This is a genomic window from Streptomyces olivochromogenes (assembly GCF_001514115.1).
Classification (GTDB): Bacteria; Actinomycetota; Actinomycetes; order Streptomycetales; family Streptomycetaceae; genus Streptomyces; species Streptomyces olivochromogenes.
This window is the reverse complement of sequence record NZ_KQ948453.1, coordinates 147046-169574: the sequence shown is the minus strand read 5'-3', so window position 1 is coordinate 169574 and position 22529 is coordinate 147046. Positions and strand designations below refer to the sequence as shown.

19 protein-coding genes and 1 tRNA gene are annotated in these 22529 nt (G+C 71.5%); 10 read left to right on the top strand and 10 right to left on the bottom strand.

Annotated elements, in window-relative coordinates:
* Positions 1-83: 83 nt before the first annotated feature.
* Positions 84-791 carry a hypothetical protein gene (locus AQJ27_RS10370; protein WP_067365213.1) on the bottom strand — a complete coding sequence of 236 codons (708 nt, stop codon included), beginning with the start codon at positions 789-791 and terminating at the stop codon, positions 84-86.
* 47 nt (positions 792-838) lie between these two features.
* On the opposite strand from AQJ27_RS10370, the gene AQJ27_RS10365 reads away from it, so the two are divergent.
* Positions 839-1027, top strand: a complete 189-nt coding sequence (locus AQJ27_RS10365; protein ID WP_054231126.1) for a DUF5703 family protein — start codon at positions 839-841, stop codon at positions 1025-1027.
* Positions 1028-1165: 138 nt separating this feature from the next.
* Here AQJ27_RS10365 and AQJ27_RS10360 read toward each other — a convergent pair whose 3' ends face one another.
* The 3 genes from AQJ27_RS10360 to AQJ27_RS10350 all read right to left on the bottom strand — a co-directional run bounded on the left by AQJ27_RS10360 (position 1166) and on the right by AQJ27_RS10350 (position 4110).
* Positions 1166-2254 (bottom strand): chaplin family protein, encoded by a 1089-nt coding sequence (locus AQJ27_RS10360; protein WP_067365209.1) that lies wholly within the window; start codon positions 2252-2254, stop codon positions 1166-1168.
* 151 nt (positions 2255-2405) lie between these two features.
* Positions 2406-2639, bottom strand: a complete 234-nt coding sequence (gene chpH, locus AQJ27_RS10355; protein WP_067365204.1) for a chaplin ChpH — start codon at positions 2637-2639, stop codon at positions 2406-2408.
* Positions 2640-2784: 145 nt separating this feature from the next.
* On the bottom strand, positions 2785-4110 hold the full coding sequence (locus AQJ27_RS10350) for a M20/M25/M40 family metallo-hydrolase (protein ID WP_067365200.1): 1326 nt from the start codon (positions 4108-4110) through the stop codon (positions 2785-2787).
* A gap of 188 nt (positions 4111-4298) precedes the next feature.
* Here AQJ27_RS10350 and AQJ27_RS10345 point away from each other — a divergent pair.
* The 4 genes from AQJ27_RS10345 (at position 4299) to AQJ27_RS10330 (ending at position 10480) form a co-directional block, all read left to right on the top strand.
* Positions 4299-4383: transfer RNA gene (locus tag AQJ27_RS10345), tRNA-Leu, on the top strand.
* A 330-nt stretch (positions 4384-4713) separates the two neighbouring features.
* Complete coding sequence (locus AQJ27_RS10340) at positions 4714-8589, top strand: Pls/PosA family non-ribosomal peptide synthetase (protein WP_067365198.1); 3876 nt, start codon at positions 4714-4716, stop codon at positions 8587-8589.
* Positions 8590-8663: 74 nt separating this feature from the next.
* Entirely contained in the window at positions 8664-10052 is a 1389-nt protein-coding gene (locus tag AQJ27_RS10335) for a M1 family metallopeptidase (protein ID WP_235613608.1), read from the top strand.
* A gap of 53 nt (positions 10053-10105) precedes the next feature.
* Entirely contained in the window at positions 10106-10480 is a 375-nt protein-coding gene (locus AQJ27_RS10330; protein ID WP_159064338.1) for a YchJ family protein, read from the top strand.
* A gap of 5 nt (positions 10481-10485) precedes the next feature.
* Here the strand turns inward: AQJ27_RS10330 and AQJ27_RS10325 are convergent, their stop codons facing one another.
* Positions 10486-11187, bottom strand: coding sequence for a FadR/GntR family transcriptional regulator (locus AQJ27_RS10325; protein ID WP_067365189.1), 702 nt, complete (start codon positions 11185-11187; stop codon positions 10486-10488).
* Between the two features lie 130 nt (positions 11188-11317).
* Here AQJ27_RS10325 and AQJ27_RS10320 point away from each other — a divergent pair, with 130 nt between their 5' ends.
* Genes AQJ27_RS10320 through AQJ27_RS10305 form a run of 4 tightly spaced genes read left to right on the top strand, consistent with a single transcriptional unit; the run spans position 11318 to position 15172 of the window.
* Positions 11318-11845: a gluconokinase gene (locus AQJ27_RS10320; RefSeq protein ID WP_079064898.1), complete on the top strand. Its 528-nt coding sequence runs from the start codon at positions 11318-11320 to the stop codon at positions 11843-11845.
* Positions 11846-11895: 50 nt separating this feature from the next.
* A complete protein-coding gene (locus AQJ27_RS10315) occupies positions 11896-13293 on the top strand; it encodes a GntT/GntP/DsdX family permease (protein WP_067365185.1) in 1398 nt (465 codons plus the stop codon).
* Between the two features lie 46 nt (positions 13294-13339).
* The gene (locus AQJ27_RS10310) at positions 13340-14098 is read left to right on the top strand and encodes an SDR family oxidoreductase (RefSeq protein WP_067365180.1); all 759 of its coding nucleotides are present in this window, start codon (positions 13340-13342) and stop codon (positions 14096-14098) included.
* 39 nt (positions 14099-14137) lie between these two features.
* The gene (locus tag AQJ27_RS10305) at positions 14138-15172 is read left to right on the top strand and encodes an L-idonate 5-dehydrogenase (RefSeq protein ID WP_067365176.1); all 1035 of its coding nucleotides are present in this window, start codon (positions 14138-14140) and stop codon (positions 15170-15172) included.
* 48 nt (positions 15173-15220) lie between these two features.
* On the opposite strand, the gene AQJ27_RS10300 is transcribed toward AQJ27_RS10305, so the two are convergent.
* The 5 genes from AQJ27_RS10300 to AQJ27_RS10280 form a co-directional block, all read right to left on the bottom strand.
* Positions 15221-15856, bottom strand: coding sequence for a cytochrome b/b6 domain-containing protein (locus AQJ27_RS10300; protein WP_067365172.1), 636 nt, complete (start codon positions 15854-15856; stop codon positions 15221-15223).
* On the bottom strand, positions 15840-16601 hold the full coding sequence (locus AQJ27_RS10295) for a molybdopterin-dependent oxidoreductase (RefSeq protein ID WP_067365169.1): 762 nt from the start codon (positions 16599-16601) through the stop codon (positions 15840-15842). The genes AQJ27_RS10300 and AQJ27_RS10295 overlap by 17 nt, the downstream gene beginning before the upstream one ends.
* A 131-nt stretch (positions 16602-16732) precedes the next feature.
* Positions 16733-18298, bottom strand: coding sequence for an APC family permease (locus tag AQJ27_RS10290; protein ID WP_067365166.1), 1566 nt, complete (start codon positions 18296-18298; stop codon positions 16733-16735).
* Between the two features lie 44 nt (positions 18299-18342).
* A complete protein-coding gene (locus tag AQJ27_RS10285; RefSeq protein ID WP_235613607.1) occupies positions 18343-19302 on the bottom strand; it encodes a hypothetical protein in 960 nt (319 codons plus the stop codon).
* A 332-nt stretch (positions 19303-19634) separates the two neighbouring features.
* Entirely contained in the window at positions 19635-21290 is a 1656-nt protein-coding gene (locus tag AQJ27_RS10280; RefSeq protein WP_067365158.1) for an FAD-binding dehydrogenase, read from the bottom strand.
* Between the two features lie 310 nt (positions 21291-21600).
* Here AQJ27_RS10280 and AQJ27_RS10275 point away from each other — a divergent pair, with 310 nt between their 5' ends.
* Positions 21601-22494, top strand: a complete 894-nt coding sequence (locus AQJ27_RS10275) for a DMT family transporter (RefSeq protein ID WP_067365155.1) — start codon at positions 21601-21603, stop codon at positions 22492-22494.
* Positions 22495-22529 lie beyond the last annotated feature (35 nt).

The following is a 22529-nucleotide window of genomic DNA, read 5'->3' as shown; positions in this document are numbered from 1 at the left end:
GGCTTCCGGTGACCGCCACCTTCCTGTGACGCGGTGCTCAGCGCTCCCGCGACGGCATGCTCAGGAGCCCTTTGCCGCGGTGCTCAGCGATCGGCGTCCAGCGGCTCCAGATCCCCGTCCTCGTCCAGTTCGGAGTCCGGGGCGAGGTCGTCCTCCAGCTCGTCGTCGTCCGACTCGTCGTCGAAGACCGCGCTGACGTCGAAGCGGCAGACCACGCGCTGCGGGTCGATCGCCTCGAAGGGGGTCTCCAGCCACTCGCCGGGGTCGGCCGGTTCGTCGGCGGCCGTGACCCAGAGTGTGGAGTCGCCCTCCTCCAGGCCGAACTCCTTGTGCCGGGAGGCGATCTCGTCCGGCTCGAACTCGCCGAACAGGACGCCCAGCGCCCCGTGCACCGTGCCGGACGCCGCGTCGAAGCCCGCGGCCGCGGTGGCCCCGTTCTCCTCCACGGCCTCCACCCGCTGGGCCTGTGCCAGCAGTCGCTGCGGCTCCACCACCGCGTAGTCCCGGCGGATCAGCACGCTCAGCGCGTTCGGCTCCTCGGGGCCCGTGTACGGCGGCAGCGTGTCGTCGCTGCCGGGGATCTCGAAGGGAGTGACCTCGTCATAGCGGTCGTAGAGCAGCTCGTCGTACTCCTCGGCCGCGGCGGCCAGCTCGTTGAACGCCTCGTATACGGCCGGGTCGTCATCGCCCGACCTGCGCTCGACCGCGGCCAGGTGGCGGTCGAGTGCGGTCTTGACAGCCTCGGCGGCGGCGCGTACCTCGGCAGTGGTGGGCTGCACAGCATCAGACATAGTGCAGACGCTATCCGTACAGGGCCTCTGCCCGCACAATAGATGCGATGCCGGAATACGAATTTGTCGACGTGTACGTGCCGCGCGGGGTGTCCCGCAAGGAGACGACACGCCTGCTGACGGACCATGCGGAGTACGGACACTGGGAGTTGGACCGCCTCAGCCTGCACCCCGACGGCAGCCGCAAGGTGCGGCTGCGCCGGCGGATCATCCGCCAGGTGCGTGCCACGTGGTGAGCGAAAGCGGCTGAAACGGAGCGGGCCCCGCCCGTGCGGGCCCGCTCCGGTCGCTTCGCCACAGGGGATGCCTGTGGCGAAGCGATCACACCTGCCCCGGCCCCCGTTCCAGGCCCGGACACTTCTCTGTCCCGCCGACTACGCGCCTGAGCGCGCCCGGCGGTAGAGCACGGCGCCCGCCAGCAGCGCGCCCGCGGCCGCCGGGATCACCGCGCCGATCGGCAGGTCACTGCCGGTGTGGGCGAGCTGCGCCGCGCCGCTCTGCGGCTGGGAGACGTTCTGCGTCCCCGGGTGGTGGGGGTACGAGGTGGGCGGCGTGCCCGGGGTTCCGGGGTGCCCGGGCGTACCCGGGTTCCCGGGCGTACCCGGGTTCCCGGGCGTACCCGGGTTCCCGGGCGTACCCGGGTTCCCGGGCGTACCCGGGTTCCCGGGCGTACCCGGGTTCCCGGGCTGACCGGGGTTCCCAGGCTGCCCCGGGTAACCGGGGTGTCCCGGGTGACCGGGGTGACCGGGGTGACCCGGGTGACCGGGGTGACCGGGCTGACCCGGGTGACCGGGCTGACCCGGGTGACCGGGCTGACCGGGGTGACCGGGGTGACCGCCGCCGGGCGGATAGTGGGTGTGGCCGCCGTGTCCGTTCGCGCAGTCGTTGCCCATCGCCGGGTTGAGCAACCCGACGACGTTCACGCTGTTGCCGCAGACGTTGACCGGCACGTCGATCGGCACCTGGACGTGGTTGCCGGAGCCGACGCCCGGCGAGCCACTCGCGTGCCCACCGGCGTGGGAGCCGCCCCAGTGCGAACCGCCACCGCCGTAGCCACCACCGCCGTAGCCGCCACCGTCATGGCCGCCACCGCCGTAGCCACCACCGTCATGGCCGCCACTGCCGTAGCCGCCACCCCCGTAGCCGCCACCATCATGGCCGCCACCCCCGTAGCCGCCTCCATAACCTCCCCCGTGCCCCCCGGCGGACGACCCACCGCCGCCGTGGTTGACGCACTTGTTGCCCATCGCCGGGTTGAGCAACCCGACGACGTTCACGGTGTTTCCGCAGACGTTGACCGGCACGTGCACCGGCGCCTGCACCGTGTTGCCCGACAGCACGCCGGGCGAGTCCGAACTGGCGCCGCTCGCACCCGAGTCGGCGTGTGCGTAGCCTCCGGTCGCGGCGAGTACGCCGGTCGCGGCCGCCACGGTCATCAGGCCCTTGCGGGTGACCTGTCGCATAGCTGAATTCCCTGCCTTAGTCCTTGGCTTGGACCCTCCGGAACGCGCACGCATCCGTCCTGTGCGTGCGCCGAAAGCCGGTCGGCCCCGGAGCGCATGGCGCGCGCTCCGGGGCCGACGGGCTCAGACCCTCGTGGGGTGAGGCACAACGTCAGTTGTTGATGCAGGTGTTGCCGAAGGTGGGGTTCAGCAGCCCGATCACGGAGACCGTGTTGCCGCAAACGTTCACCGGGACGTGAACGGGCACCTGGATGACGTTGCCGGAGATGACACCCGGGGAGTGCACAGCGGCACCCTGGGCACCCGAGTCGGCGACGGCCAGGCCCGCACCCGCGAGAACCAGACCACCAGTGGCAGCCGCAGCAGCGACGACCTTCTTGATCATTATTCCTCCTTGTTGGCAATGCGATCCCAAGCAGCGGATCGCATCACCTGTAACGAGGAGGGACTACTAGAGCTACGAGCTTATGGTCGCATTCACCCGTCCCGGGTGATCTCCGTACGTACGGGCGAATGCGGGCGTCAACGTGTCATGACGCCTCGATGAAGCGGTCGAGCACACGGACGCCGAACTTCAGGGCATCCACCGGCACCCGCTCGTCGACCCCGTGGAACATGCCCGCGAAGTCCAGCTCCGGCGGCAGCTTGAGCGGGGCGAAGCCGAAGCAGCGGATGCCGAGGTCGGCGAAGGACTTGGCGTCGGTGCCGGCCGAGAGCATGTAGGGCACGGCTCGCGCGATCGGGTCCTCGGCGGACAGCGCGGTCTGCATGGCGTCGACCAGCGCCCCGTCGAAGGTGGTCTCCAGCGCCTTGTCCGCGTGCACGTCCTCACGCTTGACCCTCGGTCCCAGAATCCGGTCCAGGTCGGTGAGGAACTCCTCCTCGTACCCCGGCAGGTAACGCCCGTCGACGTGCGCGGTCGCCTGCCCCGGAATCACGTTGACCTTGTATCCGGCACCGAGCTGGGTCGGGTTGGCGGTGTTCTGCAGGGAGGCGCCGATGAGCTTGGCGATGCCGCCGAGCTTGGCGAGCGTCTCGTCCATGTTCTCCGGGTCGAGCTCGGTGCCCAGCGCGTCGCCGAGCTCGTCGAGGAAGTGCCGCAGCGTCTTCGTCACCCGGACCGGGAACTTGTGCCGCCCGAGCCGTCCGACGGCCTCGGACAGCTCGGTGATCGCGTTGTCCTTGTGGATCATCGAACCGTGCCCGGCGGTGCCGTCCACGGTGAGCTTCATCCAGTGCATGCCCTTCTGGGCGGTCTCGACGAGGTACAGCCGCAGCTTCTCGTTGACCGTGAAGGAGAACCCGCCGACCTCGCCGATCGCCTCGGTCACGCCCTCGAAGAGGTCGGGGTGCTTGTCGACGAGGTGCCGCGCGCCCCACGTGCCGCCGGCCTCCTCGTCGGCGAGGAACGCGAGGACGATGTCACGCGGCGGCTTGCGCCCGCTGCGCAGCCGGTCCCGGACGACCGCCAGCGTCATGGCGTCCATGTCCTTCATGTCGACCGCGCCGCGGCCCCACACCATCCCGTCCGCGATCTCGCCGGAGAAGGGGTGATGGGTCCAGTCCGCCGCGTTGGCCGGTACGACGTCGGTGTGGCCGTGGATGAGCAGCGCGGGGCGCGAGCGGTCCTCGCCCTCGATACGGGCCACGGTCGACGCGCGCCCCTTGTGCGACTCGAAGATCTGCGGCTCGAGCCCGACCTCGGCGAGCTTCTCGGCCACGTACTCCGCGGCCTTGCGCTCACCCGGTCCGGAGTGGTCCCCGTAGTTGCTGGTGTCGATCTGGATCAGCTCGCGACAGAGGTCCACGACCTCGTCCTCGCCAGAGACGCTCCTGGCCGTGTTCGACTCGCTCACGCTGCTTCCTCCCACTGTCACTGCTGGTGGTCCCCCCTCATCCTCTCCCCCACCCCCTCCTCGCCCCAAGGCCGGACCCGGCCCGTCACACGCCGTTCACGCGGCGACGGGGTGTGACCGGGGGCCCTCGAAAGCCTGGTAATGTTTCCTCTGTCGCCGCGAGGGAAACCCCGCGCGACAGACACCTTGTCCGGGTGGCGGAATGGCAGACGCGCTAGCTTGAGGTGCTAGTGCCCTTTATCGGGCGTGGGGGTTCAAGTCCCCCCTCGGACACACAGAGGAGTGAGGGCCGCGACCATCAGGTCGCGGCCCTCACTCGTTGTGCGCAGCGCAGGCCTCAACTCATCGTGTTCGCCGCGTTACGGACAGATGTGGGGCAGATCTCGTCAGGATGACATACCCCCATGTCAGAGCCCCGTCACCACACCGGAATCAGTGGTTCCGGAGCCCTCGTACGGAGTCCCCGCATGGCTGATGACCAGGTACGCGACTAGCGTCGTACTAAAATTCAAGGCTTGTTTGGAGCTGGACCGGAATATCCCCAGGCATACCTGCGGGCCCACCAGCTCCCCGGACGCTCCGGGAACAACACGTGAGGACCCGATGGCAGCCCTCGAGCAAGGCCCCGCACTCGCGCTGTTCGACGAGGAGGTGCGCGCGGAGTTCGGCGACCCGGCGCGCTTCTCCGCCTCCGTCGCCGCCTCGCCGCGCACGCTGGTCGACATCCTCGACGCCACCGTCCGGGCCCACCCCGACGAGCCCGCCCTCGACGACGGCCACCGGGTCCTCACCTACCGCGCCCTGGCCGTCGAGGTCGAGGCCCAGCGGCGGCGGCTGAGCGACGCCGGAGTGGGCCTCGGCGACCGGGTCGGCGTCCGTGTCCCCTCCGGCACCAACGAGCTGTACGTCGCCATCCTCGCCGTACTGGCCGCGGGCGCTGCCTATGTGCCGGTGGACGCCGAGGACCCCGACGAGCGGGCCGAGCTGGTCTTCGGCGAGGCGGAGGTGCGGGCCGTCATCGGGGCCGGGCACCGGCTGACCGTCAACGGCACCTCCGAGGTGCCCGCCGCGCGCCCCCGTGTCGAGCACGACGCCTGGATCATCTTCACCTCCGGGTCCACGGGCAAGCCCAAGGGTGTGGCCGTCAGTCACCGCAGCGCCGCCGCGTTCGTCGACGCCGAGGCGGAGCTGTTCCTCACCGAGGACCCGATCGGGCCCGGTGACCGGGTCATGGCGGGCCTGTCCGTCGCCTTCGACGCCTCCTGCGAGGAGATGTGGCTGGCCTGGCGCTACGGCGCCTGCCTGGTCCCCGTGCCGCGCTCCCAGGTGCGCAGCGGCGCCGACCTGGGGCCCTGGCTGGTCGAGCAGGAGATCAGCGTCGTCTCGACCGTGCCGACGCTCGCCGCGCTCTGGGAGCCGGAGGCCCTGGCCGACGTACGGCTGCTGATCTTCGGCGGTGAGGCCTGCCCGCCCGAGCTGGTCCAGCGGCTGGTGACCGAGGGCCGCGAGGTGTGGAACACCTACGGGCCCACCGAGGCGACCGTCGTCGCCTGTGCCTCCCTCATGACCGGCGAGGAGCCGATCCGGATCGGGCTGCCGCTGAACGGCTGGGAGCTGGCCGTGGTCGACGAGGCCGGCGAGCCCGTGGCCATGGGCGACACCGGCCAGCTGGTGATCGGCGGGGTCGGTCTCGCCCGGTATCTCGACGCGGAGAAGGACGCGGAGAAGTACGCGCCGCTTCAGTCGCTCGGCTGGGCGCGGGCGTACCGCAGTGGTGACCTCGTCAAGGCCGAGCCGGAGGGGCTGATCTTCCTCGGGCGGGCCGACGAGCAGATCAAGCTCGGCGGGCGCCGCATCGAGCTCGGCGAGGTCGACACGGCGCTCCAGGCGCTCCCCGGTGTGGCGGGGGCCGCCGCCGCCGTCCGGACCGCCCGCAGCGGCAACCAGCTGCTCGTCGGCTATGTCGTCACCCAGGAGGGCTGGGACCAGGCCGCCGCCGTCGAGAAGCTGCGCGCCGAACTGCCCGCGGCCCTCGTCCCGCTGCTCGCCCCGGTCGCGGACCTGCCGACCCGCACCTCGGGCAAGGTCGACCGGGGCGCGCTGCCCTGGCCCCTGGAGGGCCTGGAGACCGGCGGTACGAAGGAACAGCTCTACGGCACCGAGGCCTGGCTCGCCGAGCAGTGGAGCGAGGTCCTCGGCATCCCGGTCGGCAGCGGGTCCGACGACTTCTTCGCGATCGGCGGTGGCAGCCTCGCCGCCGCCCAGCTCACCACCCGGCTGCGCACCCGCTACCCCAGCGCCGCCGTGCTCGACATCTACCAGCAGCCCGTTCTGCGCAAGCTGGCCCGGCGCCTGGAGAAGTCCGCGCAGGACGACGGCGGCGACCGGGTGATCGCCCCGGTGCCACTGCGCGCCAAGGTGACCCAGCTGTTCCTGCTGATACCCCTGTTCACGCTGATGGGGCTGCGCTGGACCGTGGCGCTGGCCGCGCTCGGGAACGTACTGCACTGGTTCGGTCCGTACCCCTGGGCGCCGAGCGCCTCGTGGTGGCTCGTCGGCGCCGGGGCGGTCGTGCTCCACAGCCCGCCGGGGCGGCTCGCGATCGCGGCGGGCGGGGCGCGGCTGCTGCTGCGCCGGGTGAAGCCCGGACGCTACCCCCGGGGCGGAAGTGTGCATCTGCGGCTGTGGACCGCCGAACGGCTGGCCGAGTTCAGTGGCGCGGCCTCGCTGACCGGGTCCTGGCTGGAGCGGTACGCGCGTGCCCTGGGCGCCAAGGTCGGCAAGGACGTCGATCTGCACTCGCTGCCGCCGGTGACCGGCATGCTCAAGCTGGGCCGGGGTGCCGCCGTCGAGTCCGAGGTGGACCTGTCGGGGTACTGGCTGGACGGTGACCGGCTGGAGATCGGGCAGGTCAAGGTCGGCGCCGGTGCGGTGGTCGGGACGCGCGGCATCCTCTTCCCGGGCGCGCGCGTCGGCAAGCGGGCCGAGGTGGCGCCGGGCTCGGCGGTCGCCGGGCAGATTCCCACCGGGCAGCGCTGGGCCGGAGCGCCCGCCGGCAAGCTCGGCAAGGCGAAGCGTGCCTGGCCCAAGGAGCGTCCGCGCCGGGGTACGTACTGGCGGGCGATGTACGGCGCGACCGGTTTCGCGCTGACCGCGCTGCCTGTTCTTTCCGCCGTGGCCGCGCTCCTGGTGGCTCATCCGTTCGTGCGCGCGGACGCCGGGCTCGGTGCGGCCCTGCGCGGCGCGGCGCTCGCGCTGGTCCCGGCCACGCTCGCCTTCGGGCTCGCGTACGCGCTGCTGCTCCTGGTCGGCGTGCGTCTGCTCAGCCTGGGCCTGCGTGAAGGCACGTACCCGACGCACAGCCGGATCGGCTGGCAGGCCTGGACCGTCACGCAGTTGATGGACCGCTCGCGCGACACGCTGTTCCCGCTGTACGCCGGGCTGATCACGCCGGTGTGGCTGCGGCTGCTCGGTATGAGGATCGGCCGGGGTGCCGAGGTCTCCACCGTCCTCGCGCTGCCGAGTCTCACCACCGTGGGCGAGGGCGCCTTCCTCGCCGACGACACCCTGACCGCGCCGTACGAGCTGGGCGGCGGCTGGATGCGGATCGGGCGTGCCGAGATCGGCCGCCGGGCCTTCCTGGGCAACTCCGGGATGACCGCGCCGGGCCGCAGCGTGCCGGACGGCGGGCTGGTCGGGGTGCTGTCGGCGACCCCGAAGAAGGCGAAGAAGGGCAGCTCGTACCTGGGTCTGCCGCCGGTGAAGCTGCCGCGCTCGACGCAGGACGGCGATCAGAGCCGTACCTACGACCCGCCCGCGCGGCTGCTGTGGGCGCGGGCCCTCGTGGAGCTGTGCCGGATCGTGCCGGTGTTCTGCTCGGCGGCGCTGGCGGTCCTGACCGTCGCCGCGCTGAGCGCGCTGGGCGTCTGGGCGCCGCTGCTGGCCGGAGTCGTGTTCCTGGGCGTCGGCGTGCTGGCCTGCCTGACGTCCATCGTGGCGAAGTGGCTGCTGGTGGGCCGGCACCGGGCGGGCGAGCACCCGCTGTGGAGCGGTTTCGTGTGGCGCAACGAGCTGGCGGACACCTTCGTCGAGGTCGTCGCCGTGCCGTGGCTGGCCGGATCCGTGCCCGGTACGCCGCTGATGACGGCGTGGCTGCGCGGCCTCGGCGCCCATATCGGCAAGGGGGCATGGATCGAGAGTTACTGGCTACCCGAGACGGACCTGGTGACCCTGGAGGACGCGACCACGGTCAACCGGGGCTGTGTCCTGCAGACCCACCTCTTCCACGACCGGATCTTGCGGACGGATACTGTTGTCCTCCGTGAGGGCGCCACTCTGGGCCCGGGCGGAATCGTCCTTCCCGGCAGCACAGTCGGGGCGCGCAGCACGCTGGGACCCGCCTCGCTCGTCATGGCGGCGGAATCCGTCCCCGACGACACCCGCTGGCTGGGCAACCCGATCGAGGCATGGCGTTCCTAGGCGCGGCCCGTACGGCGTCCGGGGACGGTGCACCGGCACGTCGTACGAGCACAGCGCAGGGAGCAGACGCAAGCGTGAGCGTTCAGCAGGCAGTGGGTTCGGACCCGTACTTCCCGGCCAACGGTGATCCCCGTTACCGGGTGCACCGGTATGAGCTCGCGCTGGACTACCGCCCCGGCCCCAACCGGCTGTCCGGCACCGCGCGGCTCAACGCCATAGCGGGCCGGGCTCCACTCGCCGAGTTCCAGCTGAACCTGGCCGACTTCCGGATCGGCCGGGTCCGGGTCGACGGCAAGGCACCGCACTACACGCACCGGGGCGGCCGGTTGCGCATCCGCCCGCCGAAGCCGATACGGGCCGGTGCCGCGTTCACCGTGGAGGTGCACTGGTCGGGCAACCCCAAGCCGGTCCCCAGCCCCTGGGGCGAACTCGGCTGGGAGGAGCTGGAGGACGGGGCGCTGGTGGCGAGCCAGCCGATCGGCGCGCCCTCCTGGTACCCGTGCAACGACCGCCCCGCCGACAAGGCCTCGTACCAGATCTCCATCACGACGCCGTCGGCGTACTCGGTGGTGGCGGGCGGGCGGCTGCTCACCCGTACGACGAAGGCGTCGACGACGACCTGGGTGTACGAGCAGGCGGCGCCGACCTCCAGCTATCTGGTCGGGCTGTCGATCGGGAAGTACCAGACGGTGCTGCTCGGCGACCCCGGGCTCGGCGGCGTACCGCAGACGGGGCATCTGCCCGCGCACCTGCTCGCCGCGTTCTCCCGGGACTTCGCGCGGCAGCCCGCGATGATGGAGCTGTTCGAGCAGATCTTCGGGCCGTATCCGTTCGGCGAGTACGCCGTCGTGGTGACCGAGGAGGAGCTCGATGTCCCCGTCGAGGCGCAGGGGTTGTCGCTGTTCGGCGCCAACCACGTGGACGGGGCGCGGGGTTCGGAGCGGCTGGTCGCGCACGAGCTGGCACACCAGTGGTTCGGCAACAGCGTGTCCATCGCGGACTGGCGGCACATCTGGCTGAACGAGGGCTTCGCGAAGTACGCCGAGTGGCTGTGGTCGGAGCGGTCGGGCGGCCGTACGGCCCAGCAGTTGGCCGCTCTCGCGCACCGCAAGCTGTCCGGGCAGCCGAAGGACCTGGTGCTGTCCGACCCGGGCCGCAAGCTGATGTTCGACGACCGGCTCTACGAGCGCGGCGGACTCACCCTGCACGCGCTGCGCTGCGCGATGGGCGACGACGCGTTCTTCCGTATGCTGCGCGGCTGGGCCGCCCTGCACCGGGGCGGCGCGGTCACCACGGCGGTGTTCACCGCGCACGCCGCCCGGTACTCGGCCGAGCCGCTGGACGACCTGTTCGGGGCCTGGGTGCGTACGGCGAAGCTGCCGCCGCTGCCCACCCTGGCCGTAACCGTCGCGCCGATGCCGGCCCGCCCGACGTACCCGCCGACCAACGCCGACTCGGCGTAGGGCCCCTCCGGGTTGCGAGAGAGGCCCCTTCGGGCTGGGAGAGAATGGCGGTCATGACCAGTCGTAGCTGCCCGTGCGGGCTGCCCGAGCCGTACGCGCGGTGCTGTGGGCGCTTTCATCGCGGTGAGGCGCTCGCGCCGACCGCGGAGCGTCTGATGCGGTCGCGGTACTGCGCCTTCGTCCAGGAGGACGAGGGCTATCTGCTGCGGACCTGGCATCCGCGGACACGGCCGGCGCGGGTCGACTTCGATCCGGGGATGCGGTGGACGGGTCTGGAGATCCTCGACACGGGGCAGGGGTCGGCTTTCCACTCCGCGGGGACCGTGACCTTCCGGGCCTCCTACCGGGGCGGTTCGCTGCACGAGCGGAGCCGGTTCGAGCGGGTCGACGGGGCTTGGGTGTACGTCGACGGCGACTTCCTGGGGTAGGACGCCTACGGCGCGAGGATGTCCAGTTCCTGGAGCGCGCCGACCGTGATCTTGCGGGTGAGTTCCTCGGCGCGGGACGCGTCGCCCGCGCGGACCGCCTCGGCGACCTGGACGTGCAGGGTGACGGCGGCCGGGTCGGGGTCCTCGAACATCACCTCGTGGTGGGTGCGGCCCGCGAGGACCTCGGCGACCACGTCACCGAGACGGGCGAACATCTCGTTGCCGGAGGCGTTGAGGATCACCCGGTGGAAGGCCACGTCGTGGACGAGGTACTCCTCCAGCTTGTGGCCGCGTGAGTTGGCCACCATGCCGAGGGCGCACTCGGTGAGCTCCGCGCACTGCGCGGCGGTGGCGTGGCGGGCGGACAGGCCCGCGGCGATCGGCTCGACGGCGGAGCGCAGCACGGTGAGCGATCGCAGCTGGTGGGGGCGGTCGGCGCCGGCCAGCCGCCAGCGGATGACCTGAGGGTCGAACACGTTCCATTCGGCCTTGGGGCGGACGGTGACGCCGACGCGGCGGCGGGACTCGACCAGGTACATGGACTCCAGCACCCTGACCGCCTCGCGCATCACGGAGCGTGACACCTCGAAGCGCTGCGCGAGTTCGTCGGTGCGCAGCACGCTCCCCGGCGGGTACTCGCCCGCCGTGATCGCCGGCCCGAGGGACTCCAGTACATGTCCGTGCAGCCCCCGGCCCCGTGTGGTCATGGGGTCAGCGTACGAGGCGGAGCCCTGGAACAAAAAGTCAGACTTATATGTCACACACTCTTGAATTCGTCGTACCTAATGAGTTTCAGTGTCGTCGACATCAGATGTCGACGAAGACAGTGAGAGCACGATGCAGCAAGTGCGCACCCCCCATGTCGTCGTGGTCATGGGCGTCGCAGGCACCGGCAAGACCACCATCGGTCCCCTGCTTGCGGCCCGGCTCGGCGTTCCGTACGCCGAGGGCGACGACTTCCACCCACAGGCCAACATCGCCAAGATGTCGGCCGGGACCCCGCTGACGGACGACGACCGCTGGCCGTGGCTGGACGCCATCGGCCGTTGGGCGCACGACCGGCACGGGCTCGGCGGAGTGGTCAGCAGTTCGGCGCTCAAGCGCAGCTATCGCGACCGGCTGCGGGCCGAGGCGCCCGGGGTCGTCTTCGTCCATCTGACCGGTGACCGCGCGCTCATCGAGGACCGGATGTCGCACCGTCAGGGGCACTTCATGCCGACGGCGCTGCTGGACTCGCAGTTCGCCACCCTCCAGCCGCTGGAAGCGGACGAGGCGGGTGTCTCCGTGGACGTCTCCGGCGACCCCGGCGAGATCACCGAACGGGCCGTCGCCGCACTCCAGGGGCTTGCCCAACCCTCGCTCTAACACCTTCCCCGACACCTTCCCCACGTACGTTTCTCAAGCAAGGGACCACCGTGACCAGACTCAGCGTCGAGATGCTGGCAGCGGACACCGTCGAGCCGATCACCTCGGCGGGCCATGCTCAGCTGGGCATCGCCGTGCTGGCGGGCATCGCCGTCATCGTCCTGCTCATCACCCAGTTCAAGCTGCACGCATTCCTGGCCCTGACCATCGGCTCGCTCGCCCTCGGCGCCTTCGCCGGGGCCCCGCTCGACAAGACCATCGTCAGCTTCACCACCGGCCTCGGCGCCACCGTCGCCGGTGTGGGCGTCCTGATCGCGCTCGGCGCGATCCTCGGCAAACTCCTCGCCGACTCCGGCGGCGCCGACCAGATCGTCGACACCATCCTCGCCAAGGCCGGCGGGCGCGCCATGCCCTGGGCGATGGTGCTGATCGCCTCGGTGATCGGTCTGCCGCTGTTCTTCGAGGTCGGCATCGTGCTGCTGATCCCGGTCGTACTGATGGTCGCCAAGCGCGGCAACTACTCCCTGATGCGCATCGGCATCCCGGCGCTGGCCGGTCTGTCCGTGATGCACGGCCTGATCCCGCCGCACCCCGGCCCGCTCGTCGCCATCGACGCGGTCAAGGCCAACCTCGGCATCACGCTCGCCCTCGGCGTCCTGGTCGCCATCCCGACGGTGATCATCGCGGGCCCGCTCTTCTCGAAGGTCGCGGCCCGCTGGGTCGACGTCCCGGCCCCCGACCGCATGATCCCCACCCGCGCCTCCGAGGAACTGGACAAGCGGCCCGGCTTCGGCGCCACCCTCGCCACCATGCTGCTCCCGGTCGTCCTCATGCTCTCCAAGGCGCTGGTCGACATCATCGTGGACGACCCCACCCACATGGTGCAGCGCGTCTTCGACGTCGTCGGCTCCCCGCTGATCGCCCTGCTCGCGGCCGTGATCGTGGGCATGTTTACGCTGGGCCGCGCGGCCGGCTTCACCAAGGACCGCATCTCCACCACCGTCGAGAAGTCCCTCGCCCCCATCGCCGGCATCCTGCTGATCGTGGGCGCGGGCGGCGGCTTCAAGCAGACCCTGATCGACTCCGGCGTGGGCCAGATGATCCTGGACATCTCCAAGGACTGGTCGATCCCCGCGCTGCTGCTCGCCTGGCTGATCGCGGTGGCCATCCGCCTCGCGACCGGCTCCGCGACCGTCGCCACCATCTCGGCCGCCGGCCTGGTCGCGCCCCTCGCGGCCGACATGTCCACCGCCCACACCTCGCTCCTGGTCCTCGCGATCGGCGCCGGCTCGCTCTTCTTCAGCCACGTCAACGACGCCGGCTTCTGGCTGGTCAAGGAGTACTTCGGCCTCAGCGTCGGCCAGACCGTCAAGACCTGGTCCGTCATGGAGACGATCATCTCGGTGGTGGCGGGCGGGCTGGTCCTGCTGCTGTCGCTGGTCATCTAGTCGCCGGTCGTCCAGGGGTATGAGGATGAGAGACGGGAGTACGGGGATGAGCCACCCTCTGTTCGACATCAGCGGTCGCAGGGCCCTGGTCACGGGATCCAGCCGGGGCATCGGGTTCGCGCTGGCCCGCGGGCTCCTGGAGGCGGGCTGCACGGTCGTCCTCAACGGACGGGACGCCGACCGGCTCACCAAGGCCGCGTCGGAGCTGCCCGGCGACGTCCACACCGCGGTCTTCGACGTCACGGACGGCCCCTCGGTGGCCGCCGGAATAGCCGACGTCGAGGACCGGGTGGGCCCGCTCGACATCCTCGTCAACAACGCGGGCATGCAACTGCGGGCGCCGCTCCTGGAGTTCACGGACACCGACTGGCACCGGATCCTGAACACCAACCTGACCAGCGCGTTCCTGGTCGGCCGCGAAGCGGCGCGGCGGATGACGGAACGCGGCCACGGAAAGATCGTCAACATCTGCTCGTTGCAGAGCGAGGTCGTCCGTCCGGGAATCGCCCCGTACGCGGCCACCAAGGGCGCGCTGAAGATGCTCACCAAGGGCATGTGCGCGGACTGGGGGCAGTACGGGGTGCAGGTGAACGGACTCGGCCCCGGTTACATCGAGACGGAGCTCACCCGGCCCCTCGTCGAGGACGAGGAGTTCAGCGCCTGGGTGCGGCGGCGCACCCCGGCCGGCCGGTGGGGCCGTACGGAGGACCTGGTCGGCGGGGTGCTCTTCCTCGCCTCGCCCGCGGCGGACTTCGTGAGCGGGCAGGTGCTGTACGTCGACGGCGGCATGACGAGTGTGCTGTGAAGCGGACCGCGCGATGAACACGGTGAAAGGGGCCTGACGATGCTCGGCTGTGTGATTCACGGGCAGGATGACCTGCGGGTCGACGAACTGCCGGTCCCCTCCGCCGGGCCCGGCGAGTCGCTCGTCGCCGTCCGGTACGGCGGGGTGTGCGGGTCGGACCTCCACTACTGGCGGCACGGCGGCGTCGGGGACTTCCGGCTGCGCGAGCCGATGGTGCTGGGCCACGAGGTCGTGGGGACGGTGCTGTCGTACGGCGACGGGGCCACCGGGCCCGCGCCGGGTACGGCCGTGGCGGTGCACCCGGCGACCCCGTGCGGGGTGTGCCCGGAGTGCGCCGACGGGCGGGCGAACGTCTGCCGGGACACCCGCTACCTGGGCAGCGCGGCGCGCACCCCGCATGTGCAGGGCGCCTTCGCCGCCCAGGTGGTGGTGCCCGCCCGGCAGTTGAGGGAGCTGCCCGCGGGGCTCCCGCTGCGGCGGGCGGCGCTCGCCGAGCCGCTGTCGGTGGCGCTGCACGCCGTCCGACGGGCCGGTGCGGTGCAGGACCGGCATGTCCTGGTGACGGGGGCCGGGCCCATCGGCTGTCTCGTGGTGGCCGCCGCGAAGGCCGCGGGCGCGGCCCGGGTGACCGTGACGGACCTGCTGCCGCAGGCGTTGTCGTACGCCGTCGCGGCGGGCGCGGACGCGGTGGTACGGGCCGACGATCCCGCCGATCCCGGGTGGCCGACGGAGGTCGACGTGGCCGTCGAGGCGTCCGGGGTGGCCGCGGGCCTCGACACCTGCCTGCGCCTGGTGCGGCGCGGCGCGGTCGTGGTCCAGCTCGGCATGCTGCCGCCGGGACAGAGCCCGTTCGCGGGGAACCTGGTGGTGAGCCGGGAGATCGAGCTGCGGGGCGCGTTCCGCTTCGACGAGGAGTTCGACGAAGCGCTGGTCCTGCTCGCGGCCGAGCCGCGCTTCGACTCCCTGGTCAGCGCGGTGGTCCCGCTCGGTGCGGCGGAGTCGGCGTTCACCCTGGCCGCGGACCGCAGCCGCTCGTGCAAGGTCCTGCTGGACTTCGAGGTCCAGCAGGATTAGGCGGTGTGCCGGGGGCCGCAGCAGTCCCCCCGGCACACCCGACAGGGTCTAGGGCCGCCAGAGGGGATGCTCGCGCTTCGCCCACTCCCGGCTCACCGAGCCCGTGCGCAGGCCGCGGCGGGCCTCCGGGTCGCCGAGGGCCATGCCGATGTGGCCCGCGAGGACGACGCCGATCGTGAGCGCCAGCCAGTCGTGGACGAAGGTCGCCGAGGTGCGCCACATCAGGGGGGCGAGGTGGGTGAACCACATCAGCAGCCCCGTGGCGAGCATGACCAGGGTCGCGCCGGCGATCCAGGCAGCATAGGTCTTCTGGCCCGCGTTGAACTTGGCCGCGGGCCGGGACGAGGGGCGCCGGTCCCGTCGTAGCGCCGCGCGCAGCCACGTACGGTCGTGCGGGCCCCAGCGGTTGAGGCGGCCCAGGTCCGCGCGGAAGGCACGGGAGACCAGGCCCGCCAGGACCGGTACCGGGAGCATCAGGCCCGCCCACTCGTGGACCCTGACCACCAGCTCACGGCGGCCGACGAGCTCGGCGAACATCGGGAGGTACAGGCACGCCGCCGTCGCCACGCAGATCCCCATCAGCAGGGCGGTCACGCGGTGCACCCAGCGCTCGGCGCGGCTGAAGCGCCTCACGCGCGGCGCGGGCGCGGCGAGGGTCGGGGTGTCGTCAACTCGTGGGTGCATCGTCGCGTCCGTTCGAGCGGCCGACCCATGCGTCCACGTCGTAGCCACGGTCCTCCCAGTACCCGGGACGGACGTCCTCGGTGACGGTGATGCCGGAGAGCCACTTGGCGGACTTGTAGAAGTACATGGGGGCGACGTAGAGGCGGACCGGGCCGCCGTGGTTGTGGCCGAGGGGCTTGTCCTGCATGCGGTGGGCCACCAGGATGTCGGGGCGCCGGGCCTGCTGGAGCGTGAGGCTCTCGGTGTACGCCCCGTCGAAGCAGGTGAAGCGGATCGCGCGGCCCTTGGTCTGGACCCCGGCGGCGTCCAGGAGATGGGACAGCCGTACGCCTTGGAAGGGGGTGCCGGGCACCCGCCAGCCCGTGACGCACTGCACGTCGTGCACGATCCGGGTCTGCGGCAGGGCCTTGAGGTCGGCCAGGGTGTAGCTGCGGGGGTGGTCGACCAGTCCGTCGATGGTGAGGCGGTAGTTCGACGCGTCCTTGTGCGGGACGGAGGAGGTCACCGAGTAGTAGCGGAAACCGCCGCCGTTGGGGAGCAGGCCGGTCAGGCCCGTGGGGTCGTCGGCGAAGAGGGACTCCAGGCCGCGCTGCAGGGTGGGCGCGGCCAGCACGCCGAAGGCGCCGAGTCCGAGCGTGCCGAGCAGGAGCCGGCGGCCGATGGGCGCGCCGGAGGCTTCCGGGTCCTCCGGTGGGCGTTCCCGGGGCCGGTCCGCTCCCCGCCGTGGGGACTGTTCAGGGTTCACACACCCATACGAGCACCCGCGACCCCCTTGAGGCCAGCGGCAGCGGGTGCTCGTCAGATTTCCGTAACCACTTCTCACACGCTTCTCAGAACAGGAGTCCCGGATCGGGGCTCCGGATCAGGAGCTCCGGATCAAGAGGTGGACTCCGCCGCCTTGTCCAGCTGGAACGCCTCGTTGCCCAGGCCGATACGGGCGTGCGCCTCGGGTTTGCGGGAGCGCAGCACCAGGCCCTGCACCAGGCCGACGACCAGGGCGGCCGCGATCAGGGCGGGCAGCAGCCAGCTGAGCGCGGAGTCGGGACCGGCGCCGACCAGGACGTCGAAGTCCTTGACCGTGTAGCCCGCGATCACGAGGAGGGCGACGGCCGCGATCGCCGAGGTGGCCAGGCGCCAGGCCTGGGCACGGGCGGCTCCGCGGCGGGCGAAGAAGACGATCACGGAGAGCGAGGCCGCCGCCATCAGCAGGATGACGCCGAGCGCGCCGACGTTGCCGGCCCAGGTGAACAGGTGCAGGACGGGCGCGGTCGGGTCGCCGGTGGGCTTGTCGTCGGTCACGGCGAACGCGATCAGCACGATCGCGGAGACGCCGGTCTGCAGCAGCGAGCCGGTGCCGGGCGCGCCGCTGGTGCCGGTGGTCCTGCCGAAGGCGGAGGGCAGCAGTCCTTCCCGGCCCATGGCGAAGGCGTACCGCGCGACGACGTTGTGGAAGCTGAGCAGCGCCGCGAACATGCCGGTCACGAAGAGGACGTGCAGGACGTCGGTGAAGGTGCCCCCGAGACGTGACTCGGTGAGGAAGAACAGCAGTCCGGCGCTCTGCTTCTGCGCCGCCCCGACGATTCCCGAGGGGCCCGCGGCGACGGTCAGCGCCCAGGAGCTGAGCGCGAAGAAGACGGCGACGAAGCCGATCGCCAGGAACATCACGCGCGGCACGAGGATGTGCGGGCGGCTGGTCTCCTCGGCGTACACCGGTGCCTGTTCGAAGCCGGTGAAGGCGGCGATGCAGAAGCACAGCGCGGTGCCGACGCCCGCCCCGGTGAGCGTGTCGGGGTTGAAGGCGTGCAGGGAGAGGCCCTCCTTGGCGGGGTCGGCGACGGCGGCGATGTCGAAGATGACGACGAGCGCCACCTCGACGACCAGAAGGACGCCGAGTACACGCGCGTTGACGTCGATCTTCAGCCAGGAGAGCGCGCCGACGGCGAGGACGGCGATCAGCGCCGGTATCCACCAGGCGACTTCGACGTCGGCGTAGGTGGCGAACAGCCCGGAGACCTCGAAGCCGAAGATGCCGTAGATGCCGAACTGCAGGGCGCTGTAGGCGACGAGCGCGACCGCGGCGGCGCCGGCGCCCGCGGTGCCGCCGAGACCGCGGGCGACGTAGGCGTAGAAGGCGCCCGCGTTGTGGACGTGGCGGCTCATCTCGGCGTACCCGACGCTGAAGAGCACCAGCACCACGCCGAGGATGACGAAGAGCAGCGGCTGTCCGACGATGCCCATCACCGCGAATGTGGTGGGCATGACACCCGCGACCACCATGAGGGGGGCGGTCGCCGCGAGGACGGAGAGCAGCAGACCTCCCGTGCCGAGCCGGCCCGCGTGCAGGGCGCGGTCCTGGCCCTTGAAGGTGCTGATGGCGCCACCGGCCGTGGCGGGTCTACCCGTGTTCGAACTGCTCGATGTGCTCGAACTGCCCGTCGTCATCGCGGGGCCGTCCTTTCGGGTTTCTCGACTTCTTGTGGGTGGGGTCACACCGTGCCGAGGGCGCTGTCGCGGGCGGCACGGAAGGCTTGGTACGGGTCGCGGTCCGGGTAGGACCACGGCTCGGGGGTGGCGTGCGGGCCGATGCGGTGGAACAGGGCGGCGGCCTCGGCGCCCCGGCCCTCGCAGAACTTGGCGTGGGCGAGGAAGTTGAGGTCGAGGTGGCGGCGGGGGTGGTCCTCGCCCTCCCACTCCAGCCACCAGTCGAAGGCGGCCTTCATCACCTGGCGGGCCCGGCGTCCGACCCAGTGCCCGGAGGCGGCGGGGTCGGTGGACTCGCTGCCGGCGCCGGCCAGCACGCGATAGCGCTCGGCGTGCGCGACGACGGGCAGCATCGCGAGCGGAGAGTCGGCGGGCGCCTGTTCGGCCGCCCAGTTCGCGAAGTCGTAGACCTCGTGGAGGGGGTCCTGGCCGGCCTCGGCGCGCCGCTCGGCGAGCCGGGCGACCATCAGGTGGTGGGCGTGGTGGTGCTCGGGGTAGCGGTGACGCACCTCGTCGAAGAGCCGGACCACGTCGCCCTCGCTGCCGCGCGCCCGCTCCAGTATCAGCAGGCCGAGCCAGGGGGTCGGGTCGGCGGGCGCGAGCGCGGCGGCGGCGTCGCAGGCCTCGCGGGCCCGCTCCGGACGGTCCTTGCCGTGCAGGGCGCGCTGGACGGTGGCGCAGGCGAGGAGCACGGCGGCGTCGGCGGACTCGGGTTCCGCGAGCTGCCAGTCACGGGCCCAGGCGAGGGCGGCGGGCTCCTGGGCGAGGACGGTGACGCGGTGTCCGCGGCGGTCCCAGTCGTCGCCGGTGGCGGCGAGCAGTGCACGGACCGCGGTCCATCGCCCCTGGGCCAACGAGGTGCGCGCGGCGACGAGTTCGGCGTCGTCGAGCGCGGCGTCGAAGGCGTGGACCGCGCGTTTGCGGCCGCGGCCGAGGGGAGGAGGGGGTGGCGGGGGTGGCGACACCGCGGGGGGTTCCTCACAGACGCGGCTGGTCAAGGGGTGATCACGCACAGCAAACCCTTGGCTGAGGGTTCAAGTCAAGGCCCGATCGGTCCGCCACACGTTTCAACTTGCCTTGAATGGCGCAGAGTTGATGTTCGCTCGCACGCTCTCCGGGACGGGAACGGGCTGGTGGGACGGTTCTCTCCGGGGGGTGAGCCCGACTCCCCGCGGGGGCCGGGCCGCGCCCGGGCCCCGGCTCGCCGGAGTCCGGGTCACGGCTGAAACCCGACCATGGACCGGTCCCCCGCGGAGCCGGGCCCACCGGAGCGAAATGCGGGGGACTCTTCCGGGGGTCAGCCCACCGCCTTGGCGGCCGCTCGGCCCGCCGTGCGGCCGGAGAAGAGGCAACCCCCGAGGAAGGTGCCCTCCAGGGAGCGGTAGCCGTGGACTCCGCCACCGCCGAAGCCGGCCGCCTCGCCTGCCGCGTACACGCCGGAGAGCGGGTCGCCGCCCTCCGTCAGCACCCGCGAGGAGAGGTCGGTCTCCAGCCCGCCCAGGCTCTTGCGGGTGAGGATGTGCAGACGGACGGCGATGAGCGGGCCCGCCTTGGGGTCCAGGATGCGGTGCGGGGCGGCCGTACGGATCAGCTTGTCCCCGAGGTAGTTGCGGGCGCCGCGGATCGACATCACCTGGAGGTCCTTGGTGAAGGGGTTCGCGATCTCCCGGTCGCGCGCGACGATCTCGCGGCGCAGCGCGGCCTCGTCGATCAGCGGCTCCTTGGTGAGGGCGTTCATGCCGCGCACCAGGGCGCCCAGATCCTTCTCGACGACGAAGTCCGCGCCGTTGTCCATGAACGCCTTGACGGGGCCCGGTACGTCGGCGCGCGCCCGGCCGATCACGTCCCTGATCGACTTGCCGGTCAGGTCCGGGTTCTGTTCCGAGCCCGAGAGCGCGAACTCCTTGCCGATGATCTTCTGGTCGAGCACGAACCAGGTGTACTCGTAGCCGGTCTTCATGATGTGTTCGAGCGTGCCGAGGGTGTCGAAGCCCGGGAAGAGCGGCACCGGGAGCCGGTTCCCGCGGGCGTCCAGCCAGAGGGAGGACGGGCCCGGCAGGATGCGGATGCCGTGGTTCTCCCAGATGGGGTTCCAGTTCTGGATGCCCTCGGTGTAGTGCCACATGCGGTCGCGGTTGATGAGGTGCGCGCCCGTCTCCTCGGCTATCCCGAGCATCTTGCCGTCGACGTGCGCGGGGACGCCCGCGACCATCTTCTCGGGCGGCGTGCCGAGCCGCTCGGGCCAGTTCGCGCGGACCAGGTCGTGGTTGCCGCCGATACCGCCCGAGGTGACGATCACCGCCTGTGCCTTGAGTTCGAACGCCCCGGCGACCGTACGGCTGCTGGCCTGCCCGCGCGCGATGCCGGACGGCTCCAGGATCTCCCCGGTGACCGTGTCGACGGTGCCCGCGCTGCGGGACAGCCCGGTCACCCGGTGGCGGAACTTGAGCTGGACGAGCCCCCGGGCGACCCCGGCGCGTACCCGCCGCTCGAAGGGCGCGACCACTCCCGGCCCGGTCCCCCACGTGATGTGGAAGCGCGGCACGGAGTTCCCGTGGCCGTTGGCGTCGTAGCCGCCGCGCTCCGCCCAGCCGACCACCGGGAAGAAGCGGACCCCCTGCTGGTGCAGCCAGGACCGCTTCTCACCGGCCGCGAAGTCCACGTACGCCTCGGCCCAGCGGCGCGGCCAGTGGTCCTCGGCCCGGTCGAAGCCGGCCGTGCCCATCCAGTCCTGGAGGGCGAGCGCGTGACTGTCCTTGATCCGCATCCGGCGCTGCTCGGGCGAGTTCACGAAGAAGAGTCCACCGAAGGACCAGTGGGCCTGGCCACCGATCGACTGTTCCGGTTCCTGGTCGAGGAGAATCACCTTGCGGCCCGCGTCGACGAGCTCCGCGGTCGCGGCGAGCCCCGCGAGGCCCGCTCCGATCACGATCACATCTGCGTCGTAGGCCATGGGCCCGTCCTCTCGGCCTGCCGACGTTTCCGGTCGGCTTCTGTCGGCTTCGTCACGAGCCGGCGGCATCGTCGTTGGTTGATGAGACAGTGGTACGGAAGACATCAGTCATCGGTACCGGCCGAACAGGCGGGGCCACCGCTCGACCGGCCGTTGTTACTGATCGGTCAGATCCTTCGGCAAGAAGAGTGACCGAGTCAACTGCCCGGTTCCGGGTACTCCCGTGGGCAGGGCCCGGTCGATGGCACTACAGTCGGCGGCAATACGCGACCGTGACCCGTGCTCACCCGAACGTATCGAGGTACCCAGCGTGTCGGTTCTCGTTCTGATCCTCTCGGTGAGCGCGGCCTGCTGTCTGGGCTTCGGTTTCGTGCTCCAGCAGAACGCCGCCTCGCACGCCCCGCTGAGCGACTTCCTCTCCTGGCGCCTGCTGCTCGACCTCATCCGGGTGCCCCGCTGGCTGGGCGGCATCGGGCTCATGGTGTGCGGCATGATCCTCGGCGCGGTCGCCCTGGGCAAGGGCGAGATCTCCCAGGTGGAACCCCTCCTCGCGACCAATCTGCTCTTCGCGCTCGCGCTCACCCGCCACCAGACCAAGCACCCCCTGGGCCGCCAGGGCTGGGCGGGCCTCGTCCTGCTCGCGGGCGGGGTCACGGCGTTCATCGTGGCGGGCAAGCCCAAGGGCGGCGACTCGGTGACCGATCCGCTGCGGCACTGGCTGATCATCGGCATCATGATCGGGCTCGCGCTGCTCCTCACCACCTACGCCAAGCGCTCCCGGATGACCGCGGCGCCCGTCCTGCTCGCGCTGGCCGCGGGGATGCTGTACGGCGTGCAGGACGCGCTCACCCGGGTCAGCGGGGAGCGGTTCGGCGCCGGCGGCTTCAGTGAGCTGCTGACCGGCTGGCAGCCGTACGGGGTGCTCGCGCTCGGGGTGACGGGCCTCGTGCTGGTGCAGAGCGCCTTCGAGACGGCGGAGCTGCGGATGTCGCTGCCCGCGCTCACCGCCGCCCAGCCGCTGGCCGGAATCGTGTGCGGCGTGGGCTTCCTCGGGGACAAGCTGCACACGGACGTGGGGGCACTCACCTGGGAAGCGGCGGGGCTCGCGGCGATCGTGGCGGGGATCGTCCTGCTGGGCATGCACCCCGCGATGCCGTCGGGCACCACCAAGACCGAGTCGGTACGGGACCTCCAGCCGCATTGAGGGCGTACGACGGCGCCGCGTCGGACCGCACGGAC